This is a genomic window from Actinoplanes flavus (assembly GCF_017592555.1).
In the GTDB taxonomy this organism is placed as follows: domain Bacteria; phylum Actinomycetota; class Actinomycetes; order Mycobacteriales; family Micromonosporaceae; genus Actinoplanes; species Actinoplanes flavus.
The window spans coordinates 1-22244 of record NZ_JAGFNS010000049.1; the positions used below are offsets into that span (position 1 = coordinate 1).

Consider the following 22244-nt stretch of genomic DNA (forward strand, 5'->3'; position numbering starts at 1 on the left):
CACGCAGCCAGTCGGGGCTCGATCAGTGCCCAGCGGGCGTCGGAGAGGTCGGAGGGGTAGCTGCGGCGTTCGGTCATGCCTCCGGCGTACGCTGGTACAACGGGGCCTGGTGGACGTGGTGTCCGTCGATTTCGTGATGAAAGTGAATCAGACACGATCGAGGGGCGATAAGCGCTCATAGTCGGGCAGGTGCGGGTGGCGGCGTCTCCGGCATTTCACCTGGATCGGACAGCGCCAGCTATCACCGTCATTATGCGAAACGCCCGTCCCGCCATCTATCTGAACGAGACGTCCAGTCAGCCGCTATCCAATCCAACTCGGGTACTGCCTGGTGGCCCCGAAACGACACCTCGAAAGCTGGATCCACGACATGACCGAGCCCGAGTTCCTCCGCTTCCAGAGTGTGGTCCGCAGGGTGGCGCTCGCCGTGGCCGCCACCGTGCCGACCGAACGGATGTACTCGCTGAGCCTGGGCAGTCAGCAGGGCAACGCGCATCTGCACTGGCATCTCGCCGCGTTGCCACCCGGCGTGCCGTACGACCGGCAACAGTTCCATGCCGTCATGGCGGAGAACGGCGTCCTGCCGGTCGACGACGCGTCCCAGAGGGAGCTGGCGCAACGCGTTCGACGACATCGGTAGTCCGCGCGCTATCCGATCATCAGGGCCGGTGGGATCTCGGTGGAGCTGCTGTGGTTGCTGACCGCGTACCGGCCGGGCAGCAGGCGCAGGTCGGTGTGCAGTGGATAGCTGATCCAGCCGTCGACCGGGACGTCGCTGACGATCGTCCCGTCCACCGGGTTCAGGGTGTGCAGCACGCCGAGGTAGGTCAACGCCACGAACCGGCCGGCGTCGGCGGCCGCGCCGATGACCTGGTCCGGTAGTTCGGTGTCCCACAGGCGGCGACCGTCGGCCAGGGCGAACGCCGCCACCCGGTTCTCCTCGGAGCCGCCCGCGGGCCGGACCGGGATGATCAGGGTGTCGCCGACGACGGCCAGGGCGCGGACTCGGGCGCCCGGGCTGGGGATGAAACCGGGATAGGGGCCGGGAACCTGGGCGGGGCCGACGTCCAGGTCCGGCTGGGACAGTGGGATGGCGGCCCGCCGGTTGCCCTGCGCGTCGAAGGACAGCACCGCGTCGGCGGTCCGGGTGCCGTCGTCGGTGGTCCGCACGACCAGGGGTGTCGTGGACAGCACCACGGTGGTCTTGGTGTTGCCGGCCCGGCTCACCAGGGCGTCGTCGGGGTGCATCCGCAGCGGCGCCTGGAACCGCACCCGCCCGGACGCCGGCTCGGCCATCACGAGCCGGGCGGCGTCCGCGGCGCAGGCGGAGATCAGCACCGCGTCGTTGCCGGCGGCGGTCACCGAATAGGCCGCACAGGTGGCCGGGGCCGCCTTGCGCCACCGGAGCCGGTTGTCGCGCAGGCTGACCGCCGTGAACCCGGTCCCCTCCTTGAACACGACGGTGTTCCCGGCGATGCCGACCTCGTCGTCGACGGCTCCCGCCGAGGTTCCGCTGTCGCCGACGGACCGGGTCCGCCGCCACAGGGTCTTGCCGGTGGCCAGGTCGACGGCGACGAGGGTGTTGCAGATCAGCCCGTTCTCGTCGGCGCCGAGCCCGATGACGCCGACGCCGTCGGAGACGCCGCGGCTCATCGTGCACACCTCCTGCCGGTCGGGCGCCGGGAAAGTCCACCGTTCCCGGCCGGTGGCCACGTCGTAGGCGGTGGCCTGGTCCTCGCGGACGCGGATCAGCGTGTCGCCGTGCACCCAGGTTCCGGCGGCGTACACGTCGGACGGCCGGTCCGGGCCGGCTTGCCACTGGACGGCCAGGTTGCGGCCCGGCGGAGGAGGGCCGGGCGCACGCGCGATCAGCACGGTGGCGGTCACCACCAGGGTGACCGTCGCGACGGCCGCGAGGAGTTTCCAGGGCCGCCGTCGGCGAGCCGGTGCGGCCGAGGCGAGGGCCACGTCGGCCGGGAGCGGTCGCGGGCCGGCGCGCCGCCCGGCCACGGTACGTGCGGCGAGGCCGGCCGAGATCGCGTCGAGGTCCCCGTACCGGGAAACGCCGGTGACCGCGAGTGTCAGCTCGGCGTGGTCGCCGCCGCCGATCAGCCCGGCAGCGAGATCGCGGTCCAGGCGGGCGGCGAGCCGGGCCCGGTCCGCCTCGGTGACGAACAGCCGCTCCCGCTCGAACGGCGGCCCGGCGACGCCGTCCATCGCCTTCTTCAGCTGCCGGTAGGTGACCGCCTCGGCGACCTTGGTGAGGCGTCGCTCGTGCTCGCCGGCGGTCAGCACGCCGTCGGCGAGGGCGTCGCCGAGCCAGGTGACCGCGTCGCGGCGGTCCGCGGCCCGCACGCGCAGCCGGTTGGTCCAGTCCCGGACGCCGGGCCGGTCCGGCAGATCGGCCACCAGCCCGGCCAGGATCTGCGGATCCTCGGCGCGCTCCGCCGTGCCGGTGCGGGTCTCGTGGTCGGCGGCGTCGAGGCGGCCCTCGGCCAGGGCGAGGTCGAGCAGATCGGTGGTGTGCTGCCGGTCGGCGTGCGAGGCGCGCGGGAGGTCGGTCACGGCCGTCGATGCTAGAAGATCCACACCAGCGGGGTACGGGGTCAGGTCCGCTGGTTGCGGCGGTACACCACCCGCCACGTCTCGGTGTCGTCGGCGGGGCCGTCGGACCAGGGCGGGATCTCGCCGCCGGCGGCCGCGGTGAGGAAGCTGTCCGGCTGGAGCAGGCCGTCCTGCCAGGTGGCGAGCTGCCGGGTGAGGGTCTGGTGGGTGAGGGGGTGCCACTCCCACAGCCAGGAGATCATGTCGTCGGCGCGTTGCTGTTCGCGGCCCGGCGCGACCTTGGCGAACAGGTGGGTGAACTCGGCGAACGCCTCCGGGTCGCCGAACTGGGCGGTCATGGCGACGGCCTGGGCGCCGAGGACGACGGCGGTCCGTTCGGCGAGGCGGGACCGGTTGACCGTGGTTTCCGGGACGCCGGCGCGGGACAGCAGCGTCGCGTACAGGTCGGGGTGCAGGGCCGGGATGGTGCGCGGCCGGTGGGCGACGATCAGCTGGTTGATCCGTTTGGCGAGGGCCTCGGCCTCGGACCGGTTCTCGAAGTGCAGCCGCAGGCTCATCCGGTCGAGCACCAGCACCGAGTAGTGCTTGCCGTGCTCGACGGCGGCGCCGGGGACCTCGGCGATCGGGGTCTCCCGGACCAGGATCTCGCCGCCGCGGGTCATGGTGAGCAGCCGGTCCTCGGTGACCACGATGGTCCAGAGGCATTCGAGGTCGTCGACGGTCACGGCCACGATCCGCTCCCCCGGCCGTACTGCTTTGTGGACGCCGTCCTGACCTTTGGCGAGGGCTCTGCGGGCGCGGCGGTGGCTGGTGGCGAGCACGTCGGCGAGGGCCGGATCCAGCTCGGCGGTTCGGAACAGTCCCACGAGGCCTCCAGTACGTGAGTGGCATTCCTCGTGTACTGGCGGACGGGCGTGTCTGCTCACCGGAGAATCGGCGGGCCGGGCGCGGACGCGACTCTAGGGTGGGCCGATGGGGATCGCCCATGTGTTGATGCACAGTCCGTCGGTGGGGCCGCTGACCTGGGCTCCGGTCGCTGAGCGGCTGCCCGGGGCGATCGTTCCGTCGCTGCTGCACGTCGGTGGGGAGGGGCCGCCGTTCTGGCCCGCCGTCGTGAGCGCTGTGGCGGACGCGGTGCGGCGGCTGCCCGAGGACGACGAGGTGGTTCTGGTCGCGCACAGCAACGCCGGGCTGTTCGTGCCGGTGGTCGTGGGCGCGCTCACCCGTACCGTGAGGGGTTGTGTCTTCGTCGACGCGGCGCTGCCCGCCCGGTCAAGCGTGACCGAGGTCGCCTCGCCGGAGTTCCTGGAGGTCTTGCGAAGCAAGGCCGACGCGGAGGGCGTGCTGCCGGCGTGGACCGGCTGGTGGGACGAGGCGGACGTGGCGCCGCTGTTCCCCGATCCGGTGACCCGGCGCATGGTGGAGAAAGAGCAGCCGCGGTTGCCGTTGAGCTACTACGAGCAGCGGATCCCGGTTCCCGACGGGTGGGATCGGCGGCCGTGCGGGTATGTGCTGTTCGACGAGGCCTACGAGGACGCCGCGGCGGACGCTCGTGAGCGGGGCTGGCCGGTCGAGCATCTGCCCGGGCTGCACCTGCACCAGCTGGTGGATCCGGACGGGGTGGTGGCGGCGATCGGCCGGCTGTCACATTCGGCGTAGCGGTGGTGCTTCCCTGATGTGAAGCAGTTGTCGATCGAGCGGGAGGGCGCGGTGCCGGCCTCCGTGCGTACCGATCTCGAACACGTGTTCCGCACCGCGTACCCCAAGGTGGTCGGGGTGGCGGCCCGGGTGCTGGGGTCGCGGGACGAGGCCGAGGATGTCGCCCAGGAGGCGTTCCTGGCGTTCGGGCGCAGCAGCGTCCCGGCGGGTGAGGCGGTGGGCTGGCTGTGTGTGGCGGCCGCCCACACCGCGCTGAATCATCTGCGTTCCGGGCGCCGGCGGGCCTCCCGGGAGGAGGCCGCCGCTGACGGTGGCCACTCCGCCGCGCCGGATGTCGCCGACGCGGTGGTCACCCTCGACGAGCGCCGGAGGGTACGCGCGGCGCTGTCCCGCCTTCCCCGTAAGCAGGCGATCGCCCTGGTGTTGCGGCACAGCGGCCTGAGTTACGCCGAGGTCGCGGCCGCTCTCGAACTCTCCCCCGGCAGCGTGGGCACCACCGTGCGGCGCGCCGAATCCGCTCTTCGTAAGGAGTTGGGTCATGCCTCACCCGAGTGACGGTCTGCTGCGCCGTCTCGCCGACGAGCCGGACGGGGTCGCCGACGCCGACCGCGAGCATGTGACGTCGTGTGAACGGTGCCGGTCCCGTCTCGTCGAGGCGGAGGCCGACGCTCTGCTGGTCGAGTCTGCGCTGCGGTTCGATGTGGAGCCGGACGTGGACGCGGCCTGGGATCGCCTGGTCACCGCGGCGCCGGTGGCCGCGCCGGTACGTGACCGGCGCAGGTTCGCGGTGCGCAGCCCGTTCGTCGCCGTGGTCGGGGTGGTGGCGCTGCTGGGCGGGGCTTCGGCGGCCGCGGCCGGGGACTGGTTCCAGATCTTCAGGACTGAGCAGATCGCGCCGGTGACCGTGGAGCAGGCTGATCTTGTCGCGTTGCCGGATTTGTCAGACTATGGCGTTACGACCGTGGCGGAACGGCCGAATGTCCGAAACGTCGAAGGAGCCGGCGAGGCACGCCGGATCACCGGACTTCCCACTCCTCTGGTCAAGGAACTGCCGCGCGGCGTGACCGGGCAGCCGAGGTTCGTGGTGGGCGATCGGATAAAAGGGATTTTCACCTTCGACCGGGACAAGGCGGAGGCAGCTCTCGGCCAACCGCTCCCCGAACCGCCCGCCGGACTGGAGAACAGTCAGTTCAGCCTCACCGCCGGCCCCGGCATCGCCGCCGTCTGGTCCGAGGCCCGCGGCGTACCGGCCTTGATCGTCGGCCGGGTGAAAGCGCCGACCGGCTACTCGACCGGGGTGCCGTTCGAGACCGGCCTCGACTACCTGCTCACCCTGCCCGGCCTGCCCGCGACGGTCGCCGACCAGTTGCGCGGTTTCCAGAACGCCACCACCCTGCCGCTGCTGGTGAGGTCGGCGACGCAGGTCAGCTTCACCACCGACGTCAACGGCACCCCGGCGACCGTGCTGGCCAGCCGGGACGGGGCCGTCTCCACGGTGGTCTGGGTGGAGAAGGGGCACGTCAACGCGGTCGGCGGCACGCTCAGCAGCGACGAGGTCCTCGAGGTGGCCCGGAACCTGCGGTGGAAGCAGTGACCGACTCCCCCGCGGTGTGGGCCTCCCACCTGCGCAAACGCTACCGGAAGCGGGTCGCGGTGGACGGTGTGTCGTTCACCGTGGCCCGGGGCGAGGTGCTCGGGCTGCTCGGGCCGAACGGGGCCGGCAAGACCACCGTCATCAAGATGATGCTCGGCCTGGTCCGGCCGGATGCCGGCGAGGTGATGCTGCTCGGCCGTCCGAACACCGATCCACGGTCCCGGGAGCGGGTCGGCTACCTGCCCGAACTGTTCCGCTACCAGCCGTGGCTCACCGCCGGCGAGGTGCTGGCGTTGCACGTACGCCTGGCCGGGGTGGCCGTCTCCGACCGCGACCGTCGTGACGCGCTCGGCCTGGTCGGTCTCGCCGACCGGGCCGGTGACCGGGTGGGCGGCTTCTCCAAGGGCATGCAGCAGCGGCTCGGCCTCGCGGTGGCGCTGGTGGCCCGGCCGGAGCTGGTGGTGCTCGACGAGCCGACCAGCGCGCTCGACCCGCTGGGCCGCGCCGACGTCCGTGACCTGCTGCTGTCGCTGAAACAGCGGCGGGTCGCGGTGCTGCTGAACTCGCATCTGATCGGTGAGGTGGAGCGGGTCTGCGACCGGGTGCTGATCCTCGACCGGGGCCGGGTGGCGGCGTCCGGCACCCTGGCCGAGCTGCTCGGGCGCCGCCAGCTGCGCCTCCGTCTCGACAACGTCCCGGACGGCCTGCTGGGCCCCTGCGAGAGAAACGGTGACCGGTACACCGTCGCGATGCCCGACGACGTGCCCGCACTCGTCGCCGACCTGGTGAAACACGGGGTGCGGGTGCACGCCGTGGAACCGGCCCGCGCCACCCTCGAGGAGCGGCTGCTCGACATCCTGCGCACCCACCCGGAGGAGCACCGGTGACCGTCCTGACCATCGCCACGCTGACCCTGCGGGAGGCGTCCCGGCGCCGGGTGCTGCGGTCGCTGGCCGTCCTGACCGTGCTGCTGCTGGCGCTCAGCGCGTGGGGCTTCTCCCGGATCGACGCCGAGTTCGGTGGCCTGACCAGCGGCGAGGCCAAGGTCGCCGGGTCCACGGTGCTGAACCTGGTGATGTTCGGCTACAGCCTGATCGCCGCGCTGGGCACCGCCTTCCTGGCCGGGCCCAGCCTGGCCGGGGAGGTGGAGTCCGGGATCGCGCTGGCGATGATGACGCGGCCGATCCGCCGCTGGTCGGTGCTGCTCGGCAAGTGGCTGGGCCTGGTCGCGTTCGGGTCCGGGTTCGTCACGGTCGCCGGGGTGTCGCAGTTCCTGATCGTCCACCTGACCGTCGGCTACTGGCCGCCGCATCCGGTGACCGGCCTGCTGCTGCTCGCCGGGCAGACGGCCGCGCTGCTCACCCTGGGTCTGCTGTTCGCCACCGCGATCTCGCCGATGGCGTCCGGAATCGTGGCGGTCGGCCTGTTCGGCGCCACCTGGATCGCCGGGGTGGTCGGGTCGGTCGGCGAGGCCCTCGGCAACCCGAGCGTCGCCCAGATCGGCGTGGTGTCGCGGATGCTGCTGCCCACCGACGGGCTGTGGCGCGGTGCGATGAACGCGTTCCAGGATCCGGCGCTGCTCGCCCAGATCGGCACCGGCGTGGAGGAGTCACCGTTCCTGAGCATGGCGCCGCTCACCCCCGCCTACCTGACGTGGGCGGCGATCTGGACGCTGCTGGTGCTGGGCCTGGCCGCGCTCGGTTTCCACCGCCGTGACCTGTGACGGCGCGCCGATTTCGCCGCGGGGGACGAATAGGGCAGGATCACCAGGTGCTCGACGAGGACCTGCCCGCGCTGCCCGACCGCCTCCAGCGGATCCTCCTGGCGATCCGGGACGCGGTGGTCAAACACGGCTACGCCCCGTCGACCCGGGAGATCGCGGACGGGCTGGGCATGTCGGCGTCCACGGTCAGCCGGCACCTGCGCACGCTGGAGGAGTTCGGCTACCTGCGGCGCGGGCGCGGCGTGGCGCGACCGGTCGACGTCCGCATGTTCCTGGAGACCACGCCGCCACCGTCCGACGACACGGTCGGGGTCCCGCTGGTCGGCACGATCGCTGCGGGCACCCCGATTCTCGCCACCGACGACGACACCGGGGAACTGCTGAACCTGCCGCGCGACCTGGTCGGCCGGGGCACCCTGTTCAGCCTGCGGGTCCAGGGCGACTCGATGGTCGACGCGGCCATCTGCGACGGCGACATCGTCGTGGTACGCCAGCAGAGCGAAGCGTGGAACGGCGACATCGTCGCCGCGATGATCGACGACGAGGCGACGGTCAAGGTCTTCCGGCGGCGCGGCGGCCACGTCCTGCTCGAGCCCCGAAACCCGGCTTACCAGCCGATCCCCGGCGACGACGCGGTCATTCTCGGCAAGGTCGTCACGGTCCTGCGCCGCGTCTGACCCCTCCCCGGTACGCCCACCGCCCGCGCCCGTTTGACGGCTTCCCGACTGTCCGGCCTCGCCTCGGCGCCCACTGGTGTATCGATGGTGACCGCCGGACAAGCTGGATCACTGCCCGGTGCCGGCTCAACCGAGGCGAAGAGGTGACCGGGACATGGACGGCCTTGAACCTTACCGACCGCGATCCCGGGTCGACGGCATGGCAACGGTGGACATCGGCCGGCAGATGGAGGTCCATCGCCTCGCGGTCGCCGGCGGCGAAACGCGGATCGCCCGTGACACCGGTCATCGGCTGGGCCGGGTGCTGCTGCCATTGTCCCGGTTCGCCGAGGTGCAGGCCATCGCTACCGCGACGTTGACCCTGGGCCCGGATGCCGGCGCCTTTTACCAACGTGGCTGGGCCCGCCATGCAACCGGCCGGCCCCGGCCAGCACTGGAGGACTTCCAGTCGGCCCTCAACCTGTTCCGGCAAGCCGACAATCGCGGCGACGAAGCCCCCACCCTCAACAACATCGGCCTCGTGTACAACGGGCTGGGCGACCGACGGCAGGCACTGGACCACTACCAACAGGCCCTGCCCATCGCCCGGGAGATCGGCAACCGGTCCGGCGAAGCCGCCGCCCTCAACAACATCGGCGGCGTGTACTTCGGGCTGGGCGATCGACGGCGGGCACTGGACTACTACCAACTGGCCCTGCCCATCCAGCGCGAGGTCGGCGACCGGGTCACCGAAGCCGTCACCCGGTACAACATCGCGATGATTCACCGCGACGGCGGCAAGCTCAACCTGGCCGTCGCTGAGCTCGAACGCGTCGTCGACCTGGACCGCCAGGTGGAGCACCCCGACCTGGCGGACGACACCGCGATGCTGGAGCAAGTGCGTCAAGAGCTGGCACAAACCCACACCGAGACCTGATCAACGCGTCTGCCCGAGCCGCTGAAAGGAGATCAGGTTCGGGTGGTGCTGGTGAGGTAGCCGGGGAGGCGGATGTGGTCGCCGTTCCAGAATGCGGCCACGTCGGCCGGTGTGACCTGGGTGTTCGTCCAGTCCGGGGCGGTGAAGACCGAGCGCAGGTACTCCTCGGTGACGCCCCAGCCCTGGTCGGCCTCCACGCCGATGGCCAGCACGAACAGGCTTCCGCCCGGGACCAGGAGGGTGGGCAGCAGGGCGAGGTAGCCTTCCACGCCGCCCCAGCGGTGCAGGCTGTGCAGCAGGCCGGAGTCGAACACGATGTCGAACGGATCCATGGCCAGCTCGATGACGTCGCAGACCCGGAAGTCGACGGTCACGGCGGCGGCGAACGCCTTGGTGCGGGCGCGTTCGATCGCGACCGACGAGATGTCGACAGCGGTCACCCGGTGGCCGCGGCGGGCGAGGGAGATGGCCAGTTCGCCGGTGCCGCAGCCGAGGTCGAGCACGGACGCCCCGCGCGTCACCACCGCGGCGAGCGCGGGCTGCGGTCCGCCGATCTCCCAGGGTGTGGCGCCCTCCTGATAGATCTCGTCGTAGTCGGGCATCACGGCTCCTCGACGCCGCTGATGTCGGCGGCGGTGATCGGCGGCTCGCGCGGTTCACCCGCGATGATGATCGATACCGCTCCCGGGCCGGAAACCGGCCTCTCTCCGACTTTATCCGGGTCGATGGGCCGGGCGCCCGGGCCGCCCCCCCCGGGCCCGGGGGGGGCCGCGCGCGCGGCCGGCCCTTCGACGTGGTCAGTACCGGTATCGGGCCACGAGGCCCTGCAACTCGGTGCCCATGCGGGCCAGGTCCGCGCTGGCCTGCCGGGTGTCCTCGACACCGGTCGCGGCCAGCTGTGAGGCCTGGGCGACACCGGCGACGGTGGTGGCGATCTCGGTAGCGCCCGCCGCGGCGTCGGCGACGCTGCGGCTGATCTCGCTGGTGGTGGCGGCCTGCTCCTCGACGGCGCTGGCGATGGTGGTCTGGTAGTCGTTGATGCGGGCGATCACGTGGGTGATCTCGCCGATGGCCTCGACCGCGCCCTTCGCGTCGGTCTGGATGGCCTGCACCCGGCGGGAGATCTCCTCGGTGGCGCGGGCCGTCTCCTGGGCCAGGTCCTTGACCTCGGTGGCGACGACCGCGAAGCCCTTGCCCGCGGCGCCGGCACGGGCGGATTCGATGGTGGCGTTCAGCGCGAGCAGGTTGGTCTGCTCGGCGATCGCGGTGATCACCTTGATCACGTCGCCGATCTCGGACGACGACACGCCGAGTTTCTCCACGGTGGCGTTGGTGGTGCCGGCCAGGATGACCGCGTTCTCGCCGACGCGGGCCGCCTCGGTGGTGTTCTGGGAGATCTCGTTGATGGACGCGCCCATCTCCTCGGTGCCGGCCGCGACGATCTGCACGTTGTGTGACACCTGGTCCGCGGTGTCGGCGACCTGGCTCGCCATCCGGCTCGCGTCCCCGGAACCGGCCGCGACCTGGTCGCTGGTGACGGACAGTTCCTCGGATGCCGCGGCCAGCGTGTCCGCGTTGCCGGCCACGGCGCGGACCAGGATCAGGCTGCGTTCGAGTTCCTCGTTGAACGCGTCGGCCAGTTGTCCCATCTCGCGGCTGCCCGCCGGCTCGAGGCGGAAGGACAGGTCGTAGACGTCGCGGTCGCGGAGCGCGCCGGTGTAGCGCACCACGATCCGCCCGACCTTGGACTGGAGCAGGTACACCACGCCGCCCATGACCAGCGGCAGCAGGACGGCCAGCGCGACGAGCAGGCGGATGGCGTTGCGGATCGACTGGTCGGCGTCGTCGACGACGGCCGCGGACCGCTCGTGCAGCAGCTGCTGGAAGTGCTGGAGCGGCTCGGTGATCACCGCCTTGTCCGCGAGGTACTGTTCGTCGAACATGATCGTCCGGGCGACCGCGAGTTTCTTGGCGTCGCTGAGGGCCGCGTCGGCCGCGGAGAGCGCGAATCCCGCGATCGCCGGCGGCATCTTCGCCTGCGGGACGCCGGTCGCCTCGAGGACGAGCCGCTGCGATCGTGACTCGGTCGCGACGAGCGCGTCGGAGTTGGCCTTGGCCTCGTCGACCAGTGCCAGCTCGTCCGCGGTGGCGCCGAGTTCCTTCAGCCGGCTCACCACCTGGTCGCGGGTCTCGGTGGTGTCGATCTCGTGCCAGTACGCGTCGAGGTGTGCCGGGTCGGCGGTGACGGCGTATTGGCGGGCCTTGTCGGTCAGCAGGTCGGAGGCGCCGAGAAGTCGCACTCCCAGCGCGTCGAACGTGGCCTGCCGGTCGGCGGCCGTCCGTTGGTCGTCGACGGCCTCGCCGGTCAGGCTGACGCCCAGGACCAGAAGGCCGGTGATCAGGCCAAGGCTGCCGACGGCCACCTTGCTGACGGTGGACTGCCGTAGTGCGGCCCGCTTCGAGATCGACAAGGGGCTTCTCCTCGCTGTCGCTTCGGGTACGTCTCCCGCAGCGTTCGGTCGCCGTGGCGGCCGAATGAGGCGCGTCTCACGTAGTGAAACCTGTTTGGTGATCAGGTGGCCGTGCGGCGCAGCAGGGTTTCGACGCCGTCGAGAAGGCGGTCGAGGCCGAAGCGGAAGGAGCGGGCCGGGTCGCCGACGGCGTTGTACTCCTGACCGGCGACGGTGCCGACCCGGCCGGCGAGCGGGTAGGCGCCGGGCGGCATCACCCTCTCCAGGACGGGCGCGTTGGCCTCCCACCATTCGAGGTCGGTGATGCCGGACTCCTCGGTGGTGCGGCGGGCCAGGATCGACGTGCGGGCGGAGCCGGCCGTGAAGTCGCAGACCATGGTGATCACCTGGTCCATCTCCAGGTCGGTGAGCCCGTAGCCCTCGATGGCTTGGAGCTGCCACTCGTAGCGGTCGCAGCCGTGGGGGCCGATCCACGGGCGGCTGGACTCGACCTGGAGCAGCCACGGGTGGCGGTGGAGCTCGTCCCACTGGTGCCGGGCCACCCCCGCCAGGCGGTCGCGGAGTGGGCCGTCCGGATGCGGCGGGTGCGGGATCTCGCCGATGACCTCGTCGACCATGAGGCCGATCAGTTCGGAGCGGCCCGGCACGTAGGTGTAGATCGACATCAGTTTGAGGCCGAGCCGGTCGGCGACCTTGCGCATGGAGAAGGCGGGCAGGCCGTCGTCGTCGGCGACCGCGATCCCGGCGCGGATCACCTCGTCGACGCTGACCCGCTGTTTGGGGCCGCGGGTGCCCTGCGGGGTGCCGAGCTTCGAGCGCCACAGCAGGTTCAAAGTCCGATCCGGTTCCACGTGGCACAGACTACCCCGTGAGGTGTACGGTGTTCCGCGCTACGATTTTCCGTAAGGCATACGGAGTTAAGGAGCGTTCCTGTGGACACCCTGTTCGCCGAGGGATTGCGCAAGAGATATGGCGACCTCGACGCCCTGGACGGCTTCGACCTGCACGTGCCGGCCGGGGTCATCCACGGCCTGCTCGGGCCCAACGGCGCCGGCAAGACCACCGCGGTGAAGGCCCTGACCACCCTGATCGACCTGGACGCCGGCACCGCCCGGGTCGCCGGCTTCGACGTCCGCGGCCAGGCCAGGCAGGTGCGCGCCAGCATCGGCCTGGTCGGGCAGAACCCGGCGGTCGACGAGATCCTCGGCGGCCGGCAGAACCTGGTGATGTTCGGCCGGCTCTACGGGCTCGGCAAGGCCGCCGCCCAGGCCCGCGCCGACGAGCTGCTCGACCTGTTCGAGCTGACCGGGGCGGCCGAGCGGGCCGTCTCCACGTACAGCGGGGGCATGCGCCGCCGCCTCGACATCGCCGCCGGCCTGGTGCTCACCCCGGCCGTGCTGTTCCTCGACGAACCGACCACCGGCCTGGACCCGCGCGCCCGCAACGAGGTGTGGACGAGCATCCGGGAGACCGCGGCCCGCGGCACCACGGTCCTGCTCACCACGCAGTACCTGGACGAGGCCGACCAGCTGGCGTCGGAGATCTCGGTGATGAACCACGGCCGGGTGATCGCCGAGGGCAGCCCGGAGGCTTTGAAACGCCGGATCGGCGGCGACCGGGTCACCGTCACCCTGCGCGGGCCGCTCGACGAGGCCGCCCGCGCGCTCGGCGGGGTCACCGACGAGGAGACCCGGTCGGTGACGGTCGAGGTCACCGAGGGCCTGGCCGCGATCGTGCGCACCCTGGACGCCCTCGACGCCGGCATCGAGGACCTCCAGCTGCGCCGCCCCACCCTCGACGAGGTGTTCCTGACCCTGACCGAGAAGGAGCCGGTGACATGACGACCCTGCGCGCGGGCTGGATCATCACGCAACGGGACCTGGCCCACTGGGTGCGCCAGCCCTGGGGGCCGATCTTCGGCCTGATGTTCTCGATCATGCTGCTGCTGGTGTTCGGGTTCCTGTTCGGCGGGGCGATCAACGTGCCCGGCGGCGGGGACTACATCGCCTACCTGCTGCCCGGCATGATGGCCCTGAGCATGCTGTTCGGCGTCGAGTCGACGGCCACCGCCATGGGCAACGACGCCCGCAAGGGCATCACCGACCGGTTCCGGGCCATGCCGATCGGCAGCGCCTCGGTGGCGCTCGGGCGGGTCGGCGCCGACATGACCAACTCGACGGTGGAGCTGCTGGTCATGCTGGTCGGCGGGCTGGCGGTCGGGTGGCGGATCACCGGGGACGCGACTGCGGCGGCTCTGGCCGTACTCCTGCTGTTGCTCCTGAGGTTTTCGATGCTGTGGATCGGGATCTTCATCGGGCTGCGGTTCCGCGGCGAGGGCGCCACGTCGGCGGTGCAGGTGCTGGTGTGGCCGATCGGGTTCCTGTCGACGGCGATCGTGTCGGCCGAGACGATGCCGGGCTGGCTGGGTGCGATCGCCGCGTGGAATCCGCTGTCCGCGACGGCGACCGCGGCCCGTGAGCTGTTCGGCAATCCGACCGGCGTGACCGGCGGGGTGCTCGCCGACCACGCCGTGCTGCTGGCGGTGGCCTGGCCGGTGCTGCTCACGGCGATCTTCGCGCCGCTGTCGGCCCGGGCCTACCGGCGACTACGGGCGTAGTCGGGTCAGCCGAGGGTGCGGCGCAGGCCGCGCCGCACCCCACCGGCCCGGCTGCGGATCCGGGCCATGATCGTCGGCTCCGGTACGGGCACCTGCTGCCGTAGCTCGTCGGCGTGCCCGAGCATGCCCACGATGGTCTCGACGGCGGCGTCCAGGATCTGCCGTTCGTCCAGCTCGTCCGGGGTGGGCGTCCGCGTCATCCCGGCCGGTCGCAGCTCGGACAGGTCGCCGACGATGTGACACGGATAGTCCTGGAGTTCCTTGATCTGCTGCTCGGCCAGGTCGGCGATCCACTCGGCGCGGTCCAGGCCGACACCGAACCGCATGTCGTTGTCCCGCCGTTGCAGCACCGCCCGGACCAGATGCTGGTGCACCACCCGCTGATAGGGCATCCGATGCGGGAACCGGTCGCCGAGCGCCAGGTTGACCCGCCGCAGCAGCTCGATCTCCGGCGCGCCGAGCGACGGATTCGCGCTGGGCACGGTCGTCTCGCAGACGCCGTCCGGAATGCCGATGATCCCGGCGAACCGCTGCCACAGCAGCTCCCGCGGCGCGCCCGGCGGCGGGACGGTGACGATGTGCCGGCGCTCCGGCGGCACCAGGTCACCCCAGCGCAGGAACATCCGGTTGGCGGTGTGGTGCTCCCAGAACCCCTCGAACCTGCCGGTCTCGACGGCCGCGACGAACTCCTCGAACCGCCAGGTGCTGCGGGCCCGGATGCTCTGCTGCCACATCGACGGGAAGGTCCGCCACAGGTCACGGGCGGCGACGATGACGTGCACCTCGGAAGGCTGGAGGCTCTCCACGGCCCGTTTCGCCTGCTCGGCGCCGGCGGCCCCGAATCCCTCGTTGGTGAGCACGACGTCGCCCGGCCACCGGGCGAACGTCTCGACCAGCCGGTCCCACGTCCAGTACGCCTGCGGGTCACGCCACGGCACCTGCCGCAGGTCGGTCATCGCCTGGTCGTGCGCCGTGAACGAGACCGGCATCAGCAGACCGGCCCGTTTCAGCCGCCCGCTGTTGTTCCAGAGCACGTCCTGCATGAACGTGCTACCGGTCTTGGGCGCACCGATGTGCACGAAAACGCGCCGTGGCATCCGGCCTCCACCTCATCCGTCCCGAACCCGTTGAATGATCAACAACCTTGGTGAAAGGTTGATGACACAGTCCCGTATCAAGTGTTTACGTCAGGTGACTGTCATCCCCGGGCCGAGCTGGGCGCCGACGTCTACGGTCTCGATTCGATCTTCGATGAGGCGGCGGGGCGGTCGCCGCCGAGCCGGCCCTCGTTGACCCGTTGGTTCCAGGGCCGGTGGGACCTACTGTGACGGCATGGCGGGTGACCTCTACGTCCTCCTGGTAGGTGTGAACGACTACGGCGGCCGCATGACCAGGCTGGACGGCTGCCTCAACGACATCGACGCGTTCCGGGAGCTGCTGCGCGACCAGGTCCCGCGGCCCATGCTGTGGATCCGGGAGCTGCGCGACGCCGACGCGACCCGGCAGGCCGTCATGGACGGATTCACCGGGCACCTCGCACGGGCCGGCGCCGGAGACACCGCGGTCTTCTACTTCTGCGGGTACGGGTCGGTGGAACCGGAAAGCGAGCACCGGACCATCGTGTGCGCCGACAGCCGGACGCCCGGTGTCCCGGACCTGGCCGAGGCGGAGATCAACGCCCTGATCGCCGAGGTCACCGCCGACGGCGCGCACATGCTGGTCATCCTGGACTGCGGCCACACCCACCGCTACACGAGCCCGGGCAGACGATCACGCGCCCTCCCGCCCGACCCGCGGTCGCGCCGGATCGCGGACACTCCGGAGCTCGACCCGCCACGTGTCGTCCTGGCCGCCTGCCGACCCGACCAACCGGCCTGCGAACTGGTGATGGACAGCCGTTCCCAGGGCGCCTTCTCGGCGATGCTGCGGCAGGGGCTGGCCACACCGGGGACCTTCCCCTACTACGCGCAGCACAACTGGGCGTACCACTGGGTCACCCAGCTGGTCGGCGGCGATCAGGAACCGGTCGGGTACGCCGTGCCGCCCGCCTCCATGGACGAGCCGATGTTCGGCGGCGTCGTGCAGCCGCGCCCGCCCGGGGTCAGGCTGGAACGCTACCGGGACCACTGGTGGATCGACGTGGGCCCGGCACACCGCGTCCCGCCGCCGGCGGAGGACGGCCGGACCACGGTCGTGGCCGTCCATCCTCCGCAGCCGGACGGCGCGCCACCGCTGGGCCGGGCCCGGGTGACCGAGGTGGAGGCCCGCCACTGCCGGGTGACCCTCGACCCCGGCTGGGACCCGGATCCCGGCCTGCGCTATCCGGTCACCGTCGTCGACCTGCCGCTGCCGCCGGGCGGGATCCGGCTGGACGGTGCCCCGGCGGCCACCGACCTGGTCCGCGCCCACATCGCGGACTCGCCGCACATCCGCGAAACCGGCGACGGTGAATTCGTGGTCTACGCCCGGCACGGATGGCTGATCATCGCCGGACCCGACGGCACGCCGCTGGCCGCGCCGGTCCCGGCCACTCCGGAGGGCGCCGCCGCCGTCCGGGAGCTACTTGACCACCTGGGCCGCTGGCAGGCCGTCAAACAGCTGGACAATCCGGTGTCGACGATCACTCCCGGGCAGGTGCGCCTGCACCGGACCAATCACCACCAACCACCTATGCTGGACACTTTCCAGTCATGGCCGACGGGACCGGGAGACATCGATCCCGTCGACCTGGCCTGTCGTCCGACCGGGGACGGCTGGTCCGCGGCTGCCGAGGACCTGTCCCTGGGTAACGCGACCGACCGTCCCCTGTACTGCACGCTGCTTGCCCTGACCGACGATCTCCGGATCCACGACCGGCTGCTCCCCGCCCGGTTGATCCCACCGAGCTCCTGGGCGGACGTCTCCGGGGCCGTCGCGGTGGCCGGCGTCATCCCGGAAGACCGCTGGAACGGTCGTGCCGTCATCGCCGAATGGTGGAAGATCATCGTGTCCGAGCATCCGTTCGACTCGGCCGCGTTCGGCCTCCCCCGCCTCGGCGAGCCCATCCCCGCACCATCCGCGGCCATCCGGAGCAGCCGCGACGTCCTCGACCGGCTCGCCGTTCAGGCCATCACCCGCGACGAGGCGACCGAACCGGACGGCGGGCCGGAGTGGGCGACCGCGCTGCTCCCCGTGCGCTTCCATCGGCGGGTGGACGGCGTCAGATGGTGAAGCCGCCGTCCACGTTGATGTAGCGGGCTTCCGGACTGGCCGGGAACACTCGGCCATGCTGCTGCCGATCGGACCTTCTACACGGTCACCGCACGATGCCGCTCGTGTGCTTGAATGGCGAACCGTTGCATCGATCATCTTGAGCACATCCACGGGGAGATGTCCTTGAAGCGCAGAAATGTTCTGTTGACGGTGGCCGCGGCCGGTATGGGCGTCCTGGCCGGGCCGTCGCCGGCCCGCGCCGCGGCGGTTCCGGTCCTGGTAACGAACCCGGCCGAGGCGGACCGTGAGTTCGTTCGCTGGCTGTCGGTCCACGACCCGCGCGCCTCGGTCCGGTCGGCGGCCGAGACGGCCCTGGCCGGCGGTACCGCGGCGGCGTTCCTCGCCTCCGGCTACCAGACCGCGCTGGACCAGGCGGCCCAGGCCCGGGCGAACGATCTGGCCTTCGCCGACCGGATGGCGTCCGAGCACCCGGCGCCGACGTTCCCGTGGGTGAACGCGGCGGCCCGGCGCGCGATCGAGGGCACCGACGCGGAGCTGGCCGAGTTCGCCCGCACCGGCTATGCGGCGGCCCTCAAAGACGATCAAGCCCATGTTCCGTACGACGACGGCGCGGCCCTGGTGACCGCATCGGACTGGGATTTCCTCGCCGATCTGGCCCGCCTCGACCCGGGCACCAACATCTACCAGCGGGTCCGGTTCATCGACACCGACGCCGACCTGGCCGGATTCCTGCGCTACGGCCTGCTCAGCGCGGCCGCGCTCGACCTGGAGCTGCTCCGCGCGCAGTACGTCGCCGACGAGTGGGCGAAGTGGCCGGAGGCGCGGTTCCGGACCGTGCAGGCCGCCACCATCGACAAGGCCGCCCGGGAGGGCACCACGAGCCCCGCCGTCGCGGTGCAGGCGTGGCAGCAGCTGATCAGCCGGTTCGAGCGGCAGCCCGCGTACTGGTCCGGCGGCGAGCGGCTGGCCCGGACCCGCAGCGAGTCCTGGGGCCGGATCGGGATGCGGGCGGGCATGGCGTCGACCCCGCTGCTGGACCCGGTCGTCAGCGGCGCCGCGGAGGTCCGCTCCCGGTGGGTCGCCGAGACCAACGGCGCCGCCCAGCAGTACGGCTGGTGGAACGGCCTGATCCAGTACGCCCAGAACACCGTCCTCGACTGGATGCACTCCGCGTAGACCGGCCGAACGGATCCGGCCCGGTCACGGGCCGGATCTACGGCGCGAGGATCCGGTCGGCGAGTGAGTCGCCGCGGACGGGTTCGGCCGGCTCCTCGTCGTCGTACTCGTCGGGGTGCAGGATCCGCTCCGCGATCGCCTCGGCCGGGCCGGGCACGCCGACCGCACGCAGGGCGTCGGCGAGACGCGCCACCACGTCGGTGTCCGGCGCCCCGAAGTAGGTGATCATCGGGGCGAGGAGCAGCAGGAGCCGGGCCCCGGTCAGCGGGTCGGCGGACCGGTCGGCCAGCCCGGTCGCCTCGGCCCAGGTGAGGCCACGACCGAACGGGCCGCCCTCGTCGACGCCGAACACGACCGCGTCGGCGCCGTAGGGGACGAGCAGGTAGTCGACGCCCTCGTCCTCGTCGACGTTGCGGTAGACGATCGCCAGCCGGGCGTCCCGGCCGGTGTCGAAGGTGAACACCGGCCAGGTGGCGTGGTCGGTGAGCCGCTGGTAGGCGTCGCGCAGGTCGTCGTACGGGGTGCCGAACAGGGCGGCCACGTCCTCCATCGGGTCCATCAGGTGCGGACCGAGGTGGGCGCCCCAGACGCCCGGCAGGTCCAGCAGCTCCTTGCCCTCGTGGAGTGGGCCTTCGGCGTACCCCGGAATGGTCGTCACGAATTGATCGTCAGGGTGCGCTCGGCGAGCTGGAAGGCCGGCAGCATGGCCGGATGCTCGTCGGCTCCGAACGGGCTGAGCCGCACGACCATGGCGCCTTCGGAGGTGTTCAGCGCGAACGCCGAGTACTTGCTCTTGTGGTCGAGCGACCTGTTGTAGGCCTCCCAGGTGACCTCGGCCGCCTGCGCGCCGCCGATCTGGACGTCGGAGTAGGTGGCTCCGGACACCTCCTGGCCGCGGGAGCTCGCCTTGACGAACATCGCCAGGTGGTCGCGGGGCGCGCCGGACAGCCCGTCGGCGACGTGCACCCGCAGGAAGCCGACGTTCCCGGCCGGCTTGGCGTCGATCTCGCAGCGGACGGTGAAGACGCCCACCCGGGCCAGTTCGGCCAGTTCACCGAGCGCCTCGACGTCGACCGCCTTCGGCTCCCAGTCCGCCGCCAGCTCGAACGAGACCGGCAGTTCGCAGGCGCTGCCCGCGGCTCCGACCCGGACGGCGGCAGCGGCGGCGTTGGCGGGGGCGGACGGCGTCTGCTCCGGCGGGGTGGACGACGAGGCGCTGGAACAACCACCGACGGCCAGAACCGCGGCCACGGCAACCTTGGAGATCTTCACGAGCACGGGAGCTTAGCGGGTGACCCGCCGATGGGCGCCGAGGCCCTCAGAAGGTGAGTTCGTCGAGGGAGCGGACGCGGCGGACGCCGGCATCGGGGTGGGCGTCGGCCCGGTCGAGGAGCACCGCGGGCAGGCCGGCGTTCTGGGCGCCGAGCACGTCCTTGCCGAGCGAGTTGCCGACCATCAGGGTGTCGGCCGGGGCCGTGCCGAGCAGGCCGACCGCGTACGTGAAGGCCCGCGGGTCCGGCTTGCCGGCGGGCAGCACCGACGACGCCACGAGCAGGTCGATCTCGTCGGCCAGGCCGAACCGGTCCACTTTGCGCCGCTGCTGGCTCTCCTCACCGTTGGTGAGGATGCCGACGGCCAGCCCGGCCGCCCGTGCCCGCCGCAGCGCCGGCACCGCGTCACCGAAGATCGACCAGCCGGCCTCGTACCGTTCCAGGTATCCGGCGAACAGCTCGTCCGCGTCGGCGTCGGTCATCTCCCGGCCGAGGAACTCCCGCACCCGGTCGCGCCGCTGCCCGGTGAAGGTGATCTCGCGCCGCTGGTAGCGCCGGTAGTGCCGGTGGGAGATCCCGGCCCAGCGCCCGGCCACCCCGGCATCGGTGACGCCGAACGTGGCGGCCCACGCCACCACCGCGACCGCGGAGGCGCCCTCCTGGTCCAGCAGGGTGTCGTCGAGGTCGAACAGCACGGCGCGCATGATCCGTAGCGTATGGGGGGAAGGCTGAGCCATGACCGACGACAGTCCGATTCTTGTTCTGGGTGGCACCGGCACGGTCGGCAGCCGGGTGGCCGCACGATTGCGCGACGACGGCCGGGAGGTCCGGGTCGCGAGCCGGCACGGTGAGCAGCGGTTCGACTGGGACGATCCGGGGACGTGGGCGGGCGCGCTGTCCGGCGTACCGGTGATGTTCGTGCTTCTGCCGGATCGGTTCGGGATGCCGGAGGCATTCCTTCCGGCGGCGCTGCGCGCCGGGGTCCGCCGGGTGGTCCTGCACTCCGACCGGGGGCTCGACGTGATGCGGCTCGATCATCTGCACCAGGCAGAGCGGGAGGTACGGGAGAGCGGCTGTTCCTGGACGATCGTCCGCCCCGACTGGTTCCATCAGGACTTCGAGACGTTCTTCCGGGACGGTGTCGTGGCGGGACGGTTGTGCCTGCCGGTGCCGTCGGCGCGGCAGGGGTTCATCGACGCCGACGACATCGCGGCGGTCGAGGTGGCCGCGCTGACCGGTGACGACCTGGCCGGGCAGGTGCTGGAGATCACCGGCCCGCGGGCGTTGTCGTTCGGTGAGGCGGCCGGGGAGATCGAGCGGGTCACCGGGCGGCCGCTGGTGTTCGACGGCACGGTCGACGGCTACCGGGAGTCGATGCGCGCGGGTGGCCTGCCGGACGCGGTGATCGACGCGCTGATCGGCGATTTCACGGCCCTGGAGGAGCGCGGCGACACCGCGCCGACCGGTGTGGTGGAGAAGGTGCTGGGCCGTCCGGGCCGCGACTTCGCCGACTACGTGAGCGACGCCGCGGCCCGGGGTGTGTGGTCCTAGGGTGCCTGGAAACCGGCGTCGGTGAGGACCTTCACGCCGTCGGCGGAGAGCACGTAGTCGATGAACGCCTGCCCGCCGGTCGTGTTGGCGGCGTTCTCGAGCAGGGCGATCGGGTAGTCGTTGATCGCCTTGGCGGACTCGGGGAACTCGATGCCGTCCACGTCGGCGGCGGACGCCCTGGCGTCGGTGCGGTAGATCAGGGCGACGTCGACCTCGCCGAGTTTCACCTTGGACAGGGCGGCTTTCACGTCCTGTTCCAGGGTGACCGGCGTGACGGTGACGCCGGCCGCTTCGAGGGCGGTCTTGGCGGCGGCGCCGCACGGGACGGCCTCGGCGCAGAGCGCCACCTTCAGGTCCGGGCCGGTCAGGTCGGCGAGGCCGGCGATGCCTTTCGGGTTGCCGTCGGCGACGGCGATGACGAGCTGATTGCGTACGAACGTGACAGGGTTCTCGGCGCTGGTGACGGCCCGCATGTTCGTCGGGGAGGCGGAGGCGAACACGTCCGCCGGGGCGCCCTCGTTGATCTGGGTGGCCAGCCCCGAACTGCCGCCGAAGTTGAAGGTGACCTTACTGCCGGGGTGGGCGGCCTCGAACTGCTTGCCAAGGGTGGTGAACGACTCGGTGAGCGAGGCGGCGGCGAAGACGGTGACCGCACCGGTCTCGCCTTTCTCGTCGCTGGCCCCACAGCCGGCGAGCCCGAGGGTGAGAAGAACCGTGAGTCCCGCCGCGGCGACGAATCCTTTGATCACCGGCCCACCTTAGCGGCACTCATGTGCGGCCGTATATCGGCGATGTCGAACGCAGATGCCAT

At 71.5% G+C, this 22244-nt stretch carries 23 protein-coding genes; 13 read left to right on the forward strand and 10 right to left on the reverse strand.

What is annotated here, in order from left to right:
• The first annotated feature begins 310 nt into the window (after positions 1 to 310).
• Positions 311 to 640, forward strand: a complete 330-nt coding sequence (locus tag J5X75_RS41305; RefSeq protein ID WP_372451040.1) for an HIT family protein — start codon at positions 311 to 313, stop codon at positions 638 to 640.
• A gap of 8 nt (positions 641 to 648) precedes the next feature.
• Here J5X75_RS41305 and J5X75_RS41310 read toward each other — a convergent pair whose 3' ends face one another.
• Positions 649 to 2565, reverse strand: coding sequence for a DUF1707 domain-containing protein (locus tag J5X75_RS41310; protein WP_208473187.1), 1917 nt, complete (start codon positions 2563 to 2565; stop codon positions 649 to 651).
• A gap of 41 nt (positions 2566 to 2606) precedes the next feature.
• Complete coding sequence (locus J5X75_RS41315) at positions 2607 to 3431, reverse strand: hypothetical protein (RefSeq protein ID WP_208473188.1); 825 nt, start codon at positions 3429 to 3431, stop codon at positions 2607 to 2609.
• A 106-nt stretch (positions 3432 to 3537) separates the two neighbouring features.
• Here J5X75_RS41315 and J5X75_RS41320 point away from each other — a divergent pair, with 106 nt between their 5' ends.
• The 7 genes from J5X75_RS41320 (at position 3538) to J5X75_RS41350 (ending at position 9134) form a co-directional block, all read left to right on the forward strand.
• On the forward strand, positions 3538 to 4224 hold the full coding sequence (locus J5X75_RS41320) for an alpha/beta hydrolase (RefSeq protein ID WP_208473189.1): 687 nt from the start codon (positions 3538 to 3540) through the stop codon (positions 4222 to 4224).
• An 18-nt stretch (positions 4225 to 4242) separates the two neighbouring features.
• Positions 4243 to 4779 (forward strand): sigma-70 family RNA polymerase sigma factor, encoded by a 537-nt coding sequence (locus J5X75_RS41325; protein ID WP_208473190.1) that lies wholly within the window; start codon positions 4243 to 4245, stop codon positions 4777 to 4779.
• On the forward strand, positions 4763 to 5818 hold the full coding sequence (locus tag J5X75_RS41330) for a hypothetical protein (RefSeq protein WP_208473191.1): 1056 nt from the start codon (positions 4763 to 4765) through the stop codon (positions 5816 to 5818). The genes J5X75_RS41325 and J5X75_RS41330 overlap by 17 nt, the downstream gene beginning before the upstream one ends.
• Complete coding sequence (locus tag J5X75_RS41335; protein ID WP_307798611.1) at positions 5815 to 6705, forward strand: ABC transporter ATP-binding protein; 891 nt, start codon at positions 5815 to 5817, stop codon at positions 6703 to 6705. The genes J5X75_RS41330 and J5X75_RS41335 overlap by 4 nt, the downstream gene beginning before the upstream one ends.
• Positions 6702 to 7541 carry an ABC transporter permease gene (locus J5X75_RS41340; RefSeq protein WP_208473192.1) on the forward strand — a complete coding sequence of 280 codons (840 nt, stop codon included), beginning with the start codon at positions 6702 to 6704 and terminating at the stop codon, positions 7539 to 7541. Before J5X75_RS41335 ends, J5X75_RS41340 begins: the two co-directional genes overlap by 4 nt.
• A 47-nt stretch (positions 7542 to 7588) precedes the next feature.
• The gene (gene lexA / locus J5X75_RS41345) at positions 7589 to 8218 is read left to right on the forward strand and encodes a transcriptional repressor LexA (RefSeq protein ID WP_208473193.1); all 630 of its coding nucleotides are present in this window, start codon (positions 7589 to 7591) and stop codon (positions 8216 to 8218) included.
• A 154-nt stretch (positions 8219 to 8372) separates the two neighbouring features.
• Positions 8373 to 9134 carry a tetratricopeptide repeat protein gene (locus tag J5X75_RS41350; RefSeq protein WP_238490892.1) on the forward strand — a complete coding sequence of 254 codons (762 nt, stop codon included), beginning with the start codon at positions 8373 to 8375 and terminating at the stop codon, positions 9132 to 9134.
• Positions 9135 to 9166: 32 nt separating this feature from the next.
• Here J5X75_RS41350 and J5X75_RS41355 read toward each other — a convergent pair whose 3' ends face one another.
• The 3 genes from J5X75_RS41355 to J5X75_RS41365 form a co-directional block, all read right to left on the reverse strand.
• Positions 9167 to 9736, reverse strand: coding sequence for a class I SAM-dependent methyltransferase (locus J5X75_RS41355; protein ID WP_208473194.1), 570 nt, complete (start codon positions 9734 to 9736; stop codon positions 9167 to 9169).
• 195 nt (positions 9737 to 9931) lie between these two features.
• A complete protein-coding gene (locus J5X75_RS45785) occupies positions 9932 to 11605 on the reverse strand; it encodes a methyl-accepting chemotaxis protein (RefSeq protein ID WP_274383837.1) in 1674 nt (557 codons plus the stop codon).
• A 101-nt stretch (positions 11606 to 11706) separates the two neighbouring features.
• A complete protein-coding gene (locus J5X75_RS41365) occupies positions 11707 to 12456 on the reverse strand; it encodes a TetR/AcrR family transcriptional regulator C-terminal domain-containing protein (RefSeq protein ID WP_307798612.1) in 750 nt (249 codons plus the stop codon).
• Positions 12457 to 12537: 81 nt separating this feature from the next.
• On the opposite strand from J5X75_RS41365, the gene J5X75_RS41370 reads away from it, so the two are divergent.
• On the forward strand, positions 12538 to 13446 hold the full coding sequence (locus J5X75_RS41370) for an ATP-binding cassette domain-containing protein (protein ID WP_208473195.1): 909 nt from the start codon (positions 12538 to 12540) through the stop codon (positions 13444 to 13446).
• Entirely contained in the window at positions 13443 to 14222 is a 780-nt protein-coding gene (locus tag J5X75_RS41375; protein ID WP_208473196.1) for an ABC transporter permease, read from the forward strand. Before J5X75_RS41370 ends, J5X75_RS41375 begins: the two co-directional genes overlap by 4 nt.
• Before the next feature lie 5 nt (positions 14223 to 14227).
• On the opposite strand, the gene J5X75_RS41380 is transcribed toward J5X75_RS41375, so the two are convergent.
• Positions 14228 to 15319: a hypothetical protein gene (locus J5X75_RS41380; RefSeq protein WP_208473197.1), complete on the reverse strand. Its 1092-nt coding sequence runs from the start codon at positions 15317 to 15319 to the stop codon at positions 14228 to 14230.
• A gap of 235 nt (positions 15320 to 15554) precedes the next feature.
• Here J5X75_RS41380 and J5X75_RS41385 point away from each other — a divergent pair, with 235 nt between their 5' ends.
• Positions 15555 to 17432 carry a caspase family protein gene (locus J5X75_RS41385; RefSeq protein ID WP_208473198.1) on the forward strand — a complete coding sequence of 626 codons (1878 nt, stop codon included), beginning with the start codon at positions 15555 to 15557 and terminating at the stop codon, positions 17430 to 17432.
• Positions 17433 to 17597: 165 nt separating this feature from the next.
• The gene (locus tag J5X75_RS41390; protein WP_208473199.1) at positions 17598 to 18611 is read left to right on the forward strand and encodes an ALF repeat-containing protein; all 1014 of its coding nucleotides are present in this window, start codon (positions 17598 to 17600) and stop codon (positions 18609 to 18611) included.
• A 37-nt stretch (positions 18612 to 18648) separates the two neighbouring features.
• On the opposite strand, the gene J5X75_RS41395 is transcribed toward J5X75_RS41390, so the two are convergent.
• Genes J5X75_RS41395 through J5X75_RS41405 form a run of 3 tightly spaced genes read right to left on the reverse strand, consistent with a single transcriptional unit; the run spans position 18649 to position 20586 of the window.
• Positions 18649 to 19269 (reverse strand): hypothetical protein, encoded by a 621-nt coding sequence (locus J5X75_RS41395; protein ID WP_208473200.1) that lies wholly within the window; start codon positions 19267 to 19269, stop codon positions 18649 to 18651.
• Positions 19266 to 19883, reverse strand: a complete 618-nt coding sequence (locus J5X75_RS41400; protein ID WP_208473201.1) for a lipoprotein — start codon at positions 19881 to 19883, stop codon at positions 19266 to 19268. Before J5X75_RS41400 ends, J5X75_RS41395 begins: the two co-directional genes overlap by 4 nt.
• Before the next feature lie 46 nt (positions 19884 to 19929).
• Positions 19930 to 20586, reverse strand: coding sequence for an HAD family hydrolase (locus tag J5X75_RS41405; RefSeq protein ID WP_238490893.1), 657 nt, complete (start codon positions 20584 to 20586; stop codon positions 19930 to 19932).
• Positions 20587 to 20617: 31 nt separating this feature from the next.
• Between J5X75_RS41405 and J5X75_RS41410 the strand changes: the two genes are divergently transcribed.
• The gene (locus tag J5X75_RS41410) at positions 20618 to 21433 is read left to right on the forward strand and encodes an NAD(P)H-binding protein (RefSeq protein ID WP_208473202.1); all 816 of its coding nucleotides are present in this window, start codon (positions 20618 to 20620) and stop codon (positions 21431 to 21433) included.
• Here J5X75_RS41410 and modA read toward each other — a convergent pair.
• The gene (gene modA / locus J5X75_RS41415) at positions 21430 to 22182 is read right to left on the reverse strand and encodes a molybdate ABC transporter substrate-binding protein (RefSeq protein ID WP_307798613.1); all 753 of its coding nucleotides are present in this window, start codon (positions 22180 to 22182) and stop codon (positions 21430 to 21432) included. The two genes, J5X75_RS41410 and modA, sit on opposite strands and share 4 nt — an antisense overlap.
• Positions 22183 to 22244: the final 62 nt, after the last annotated feature.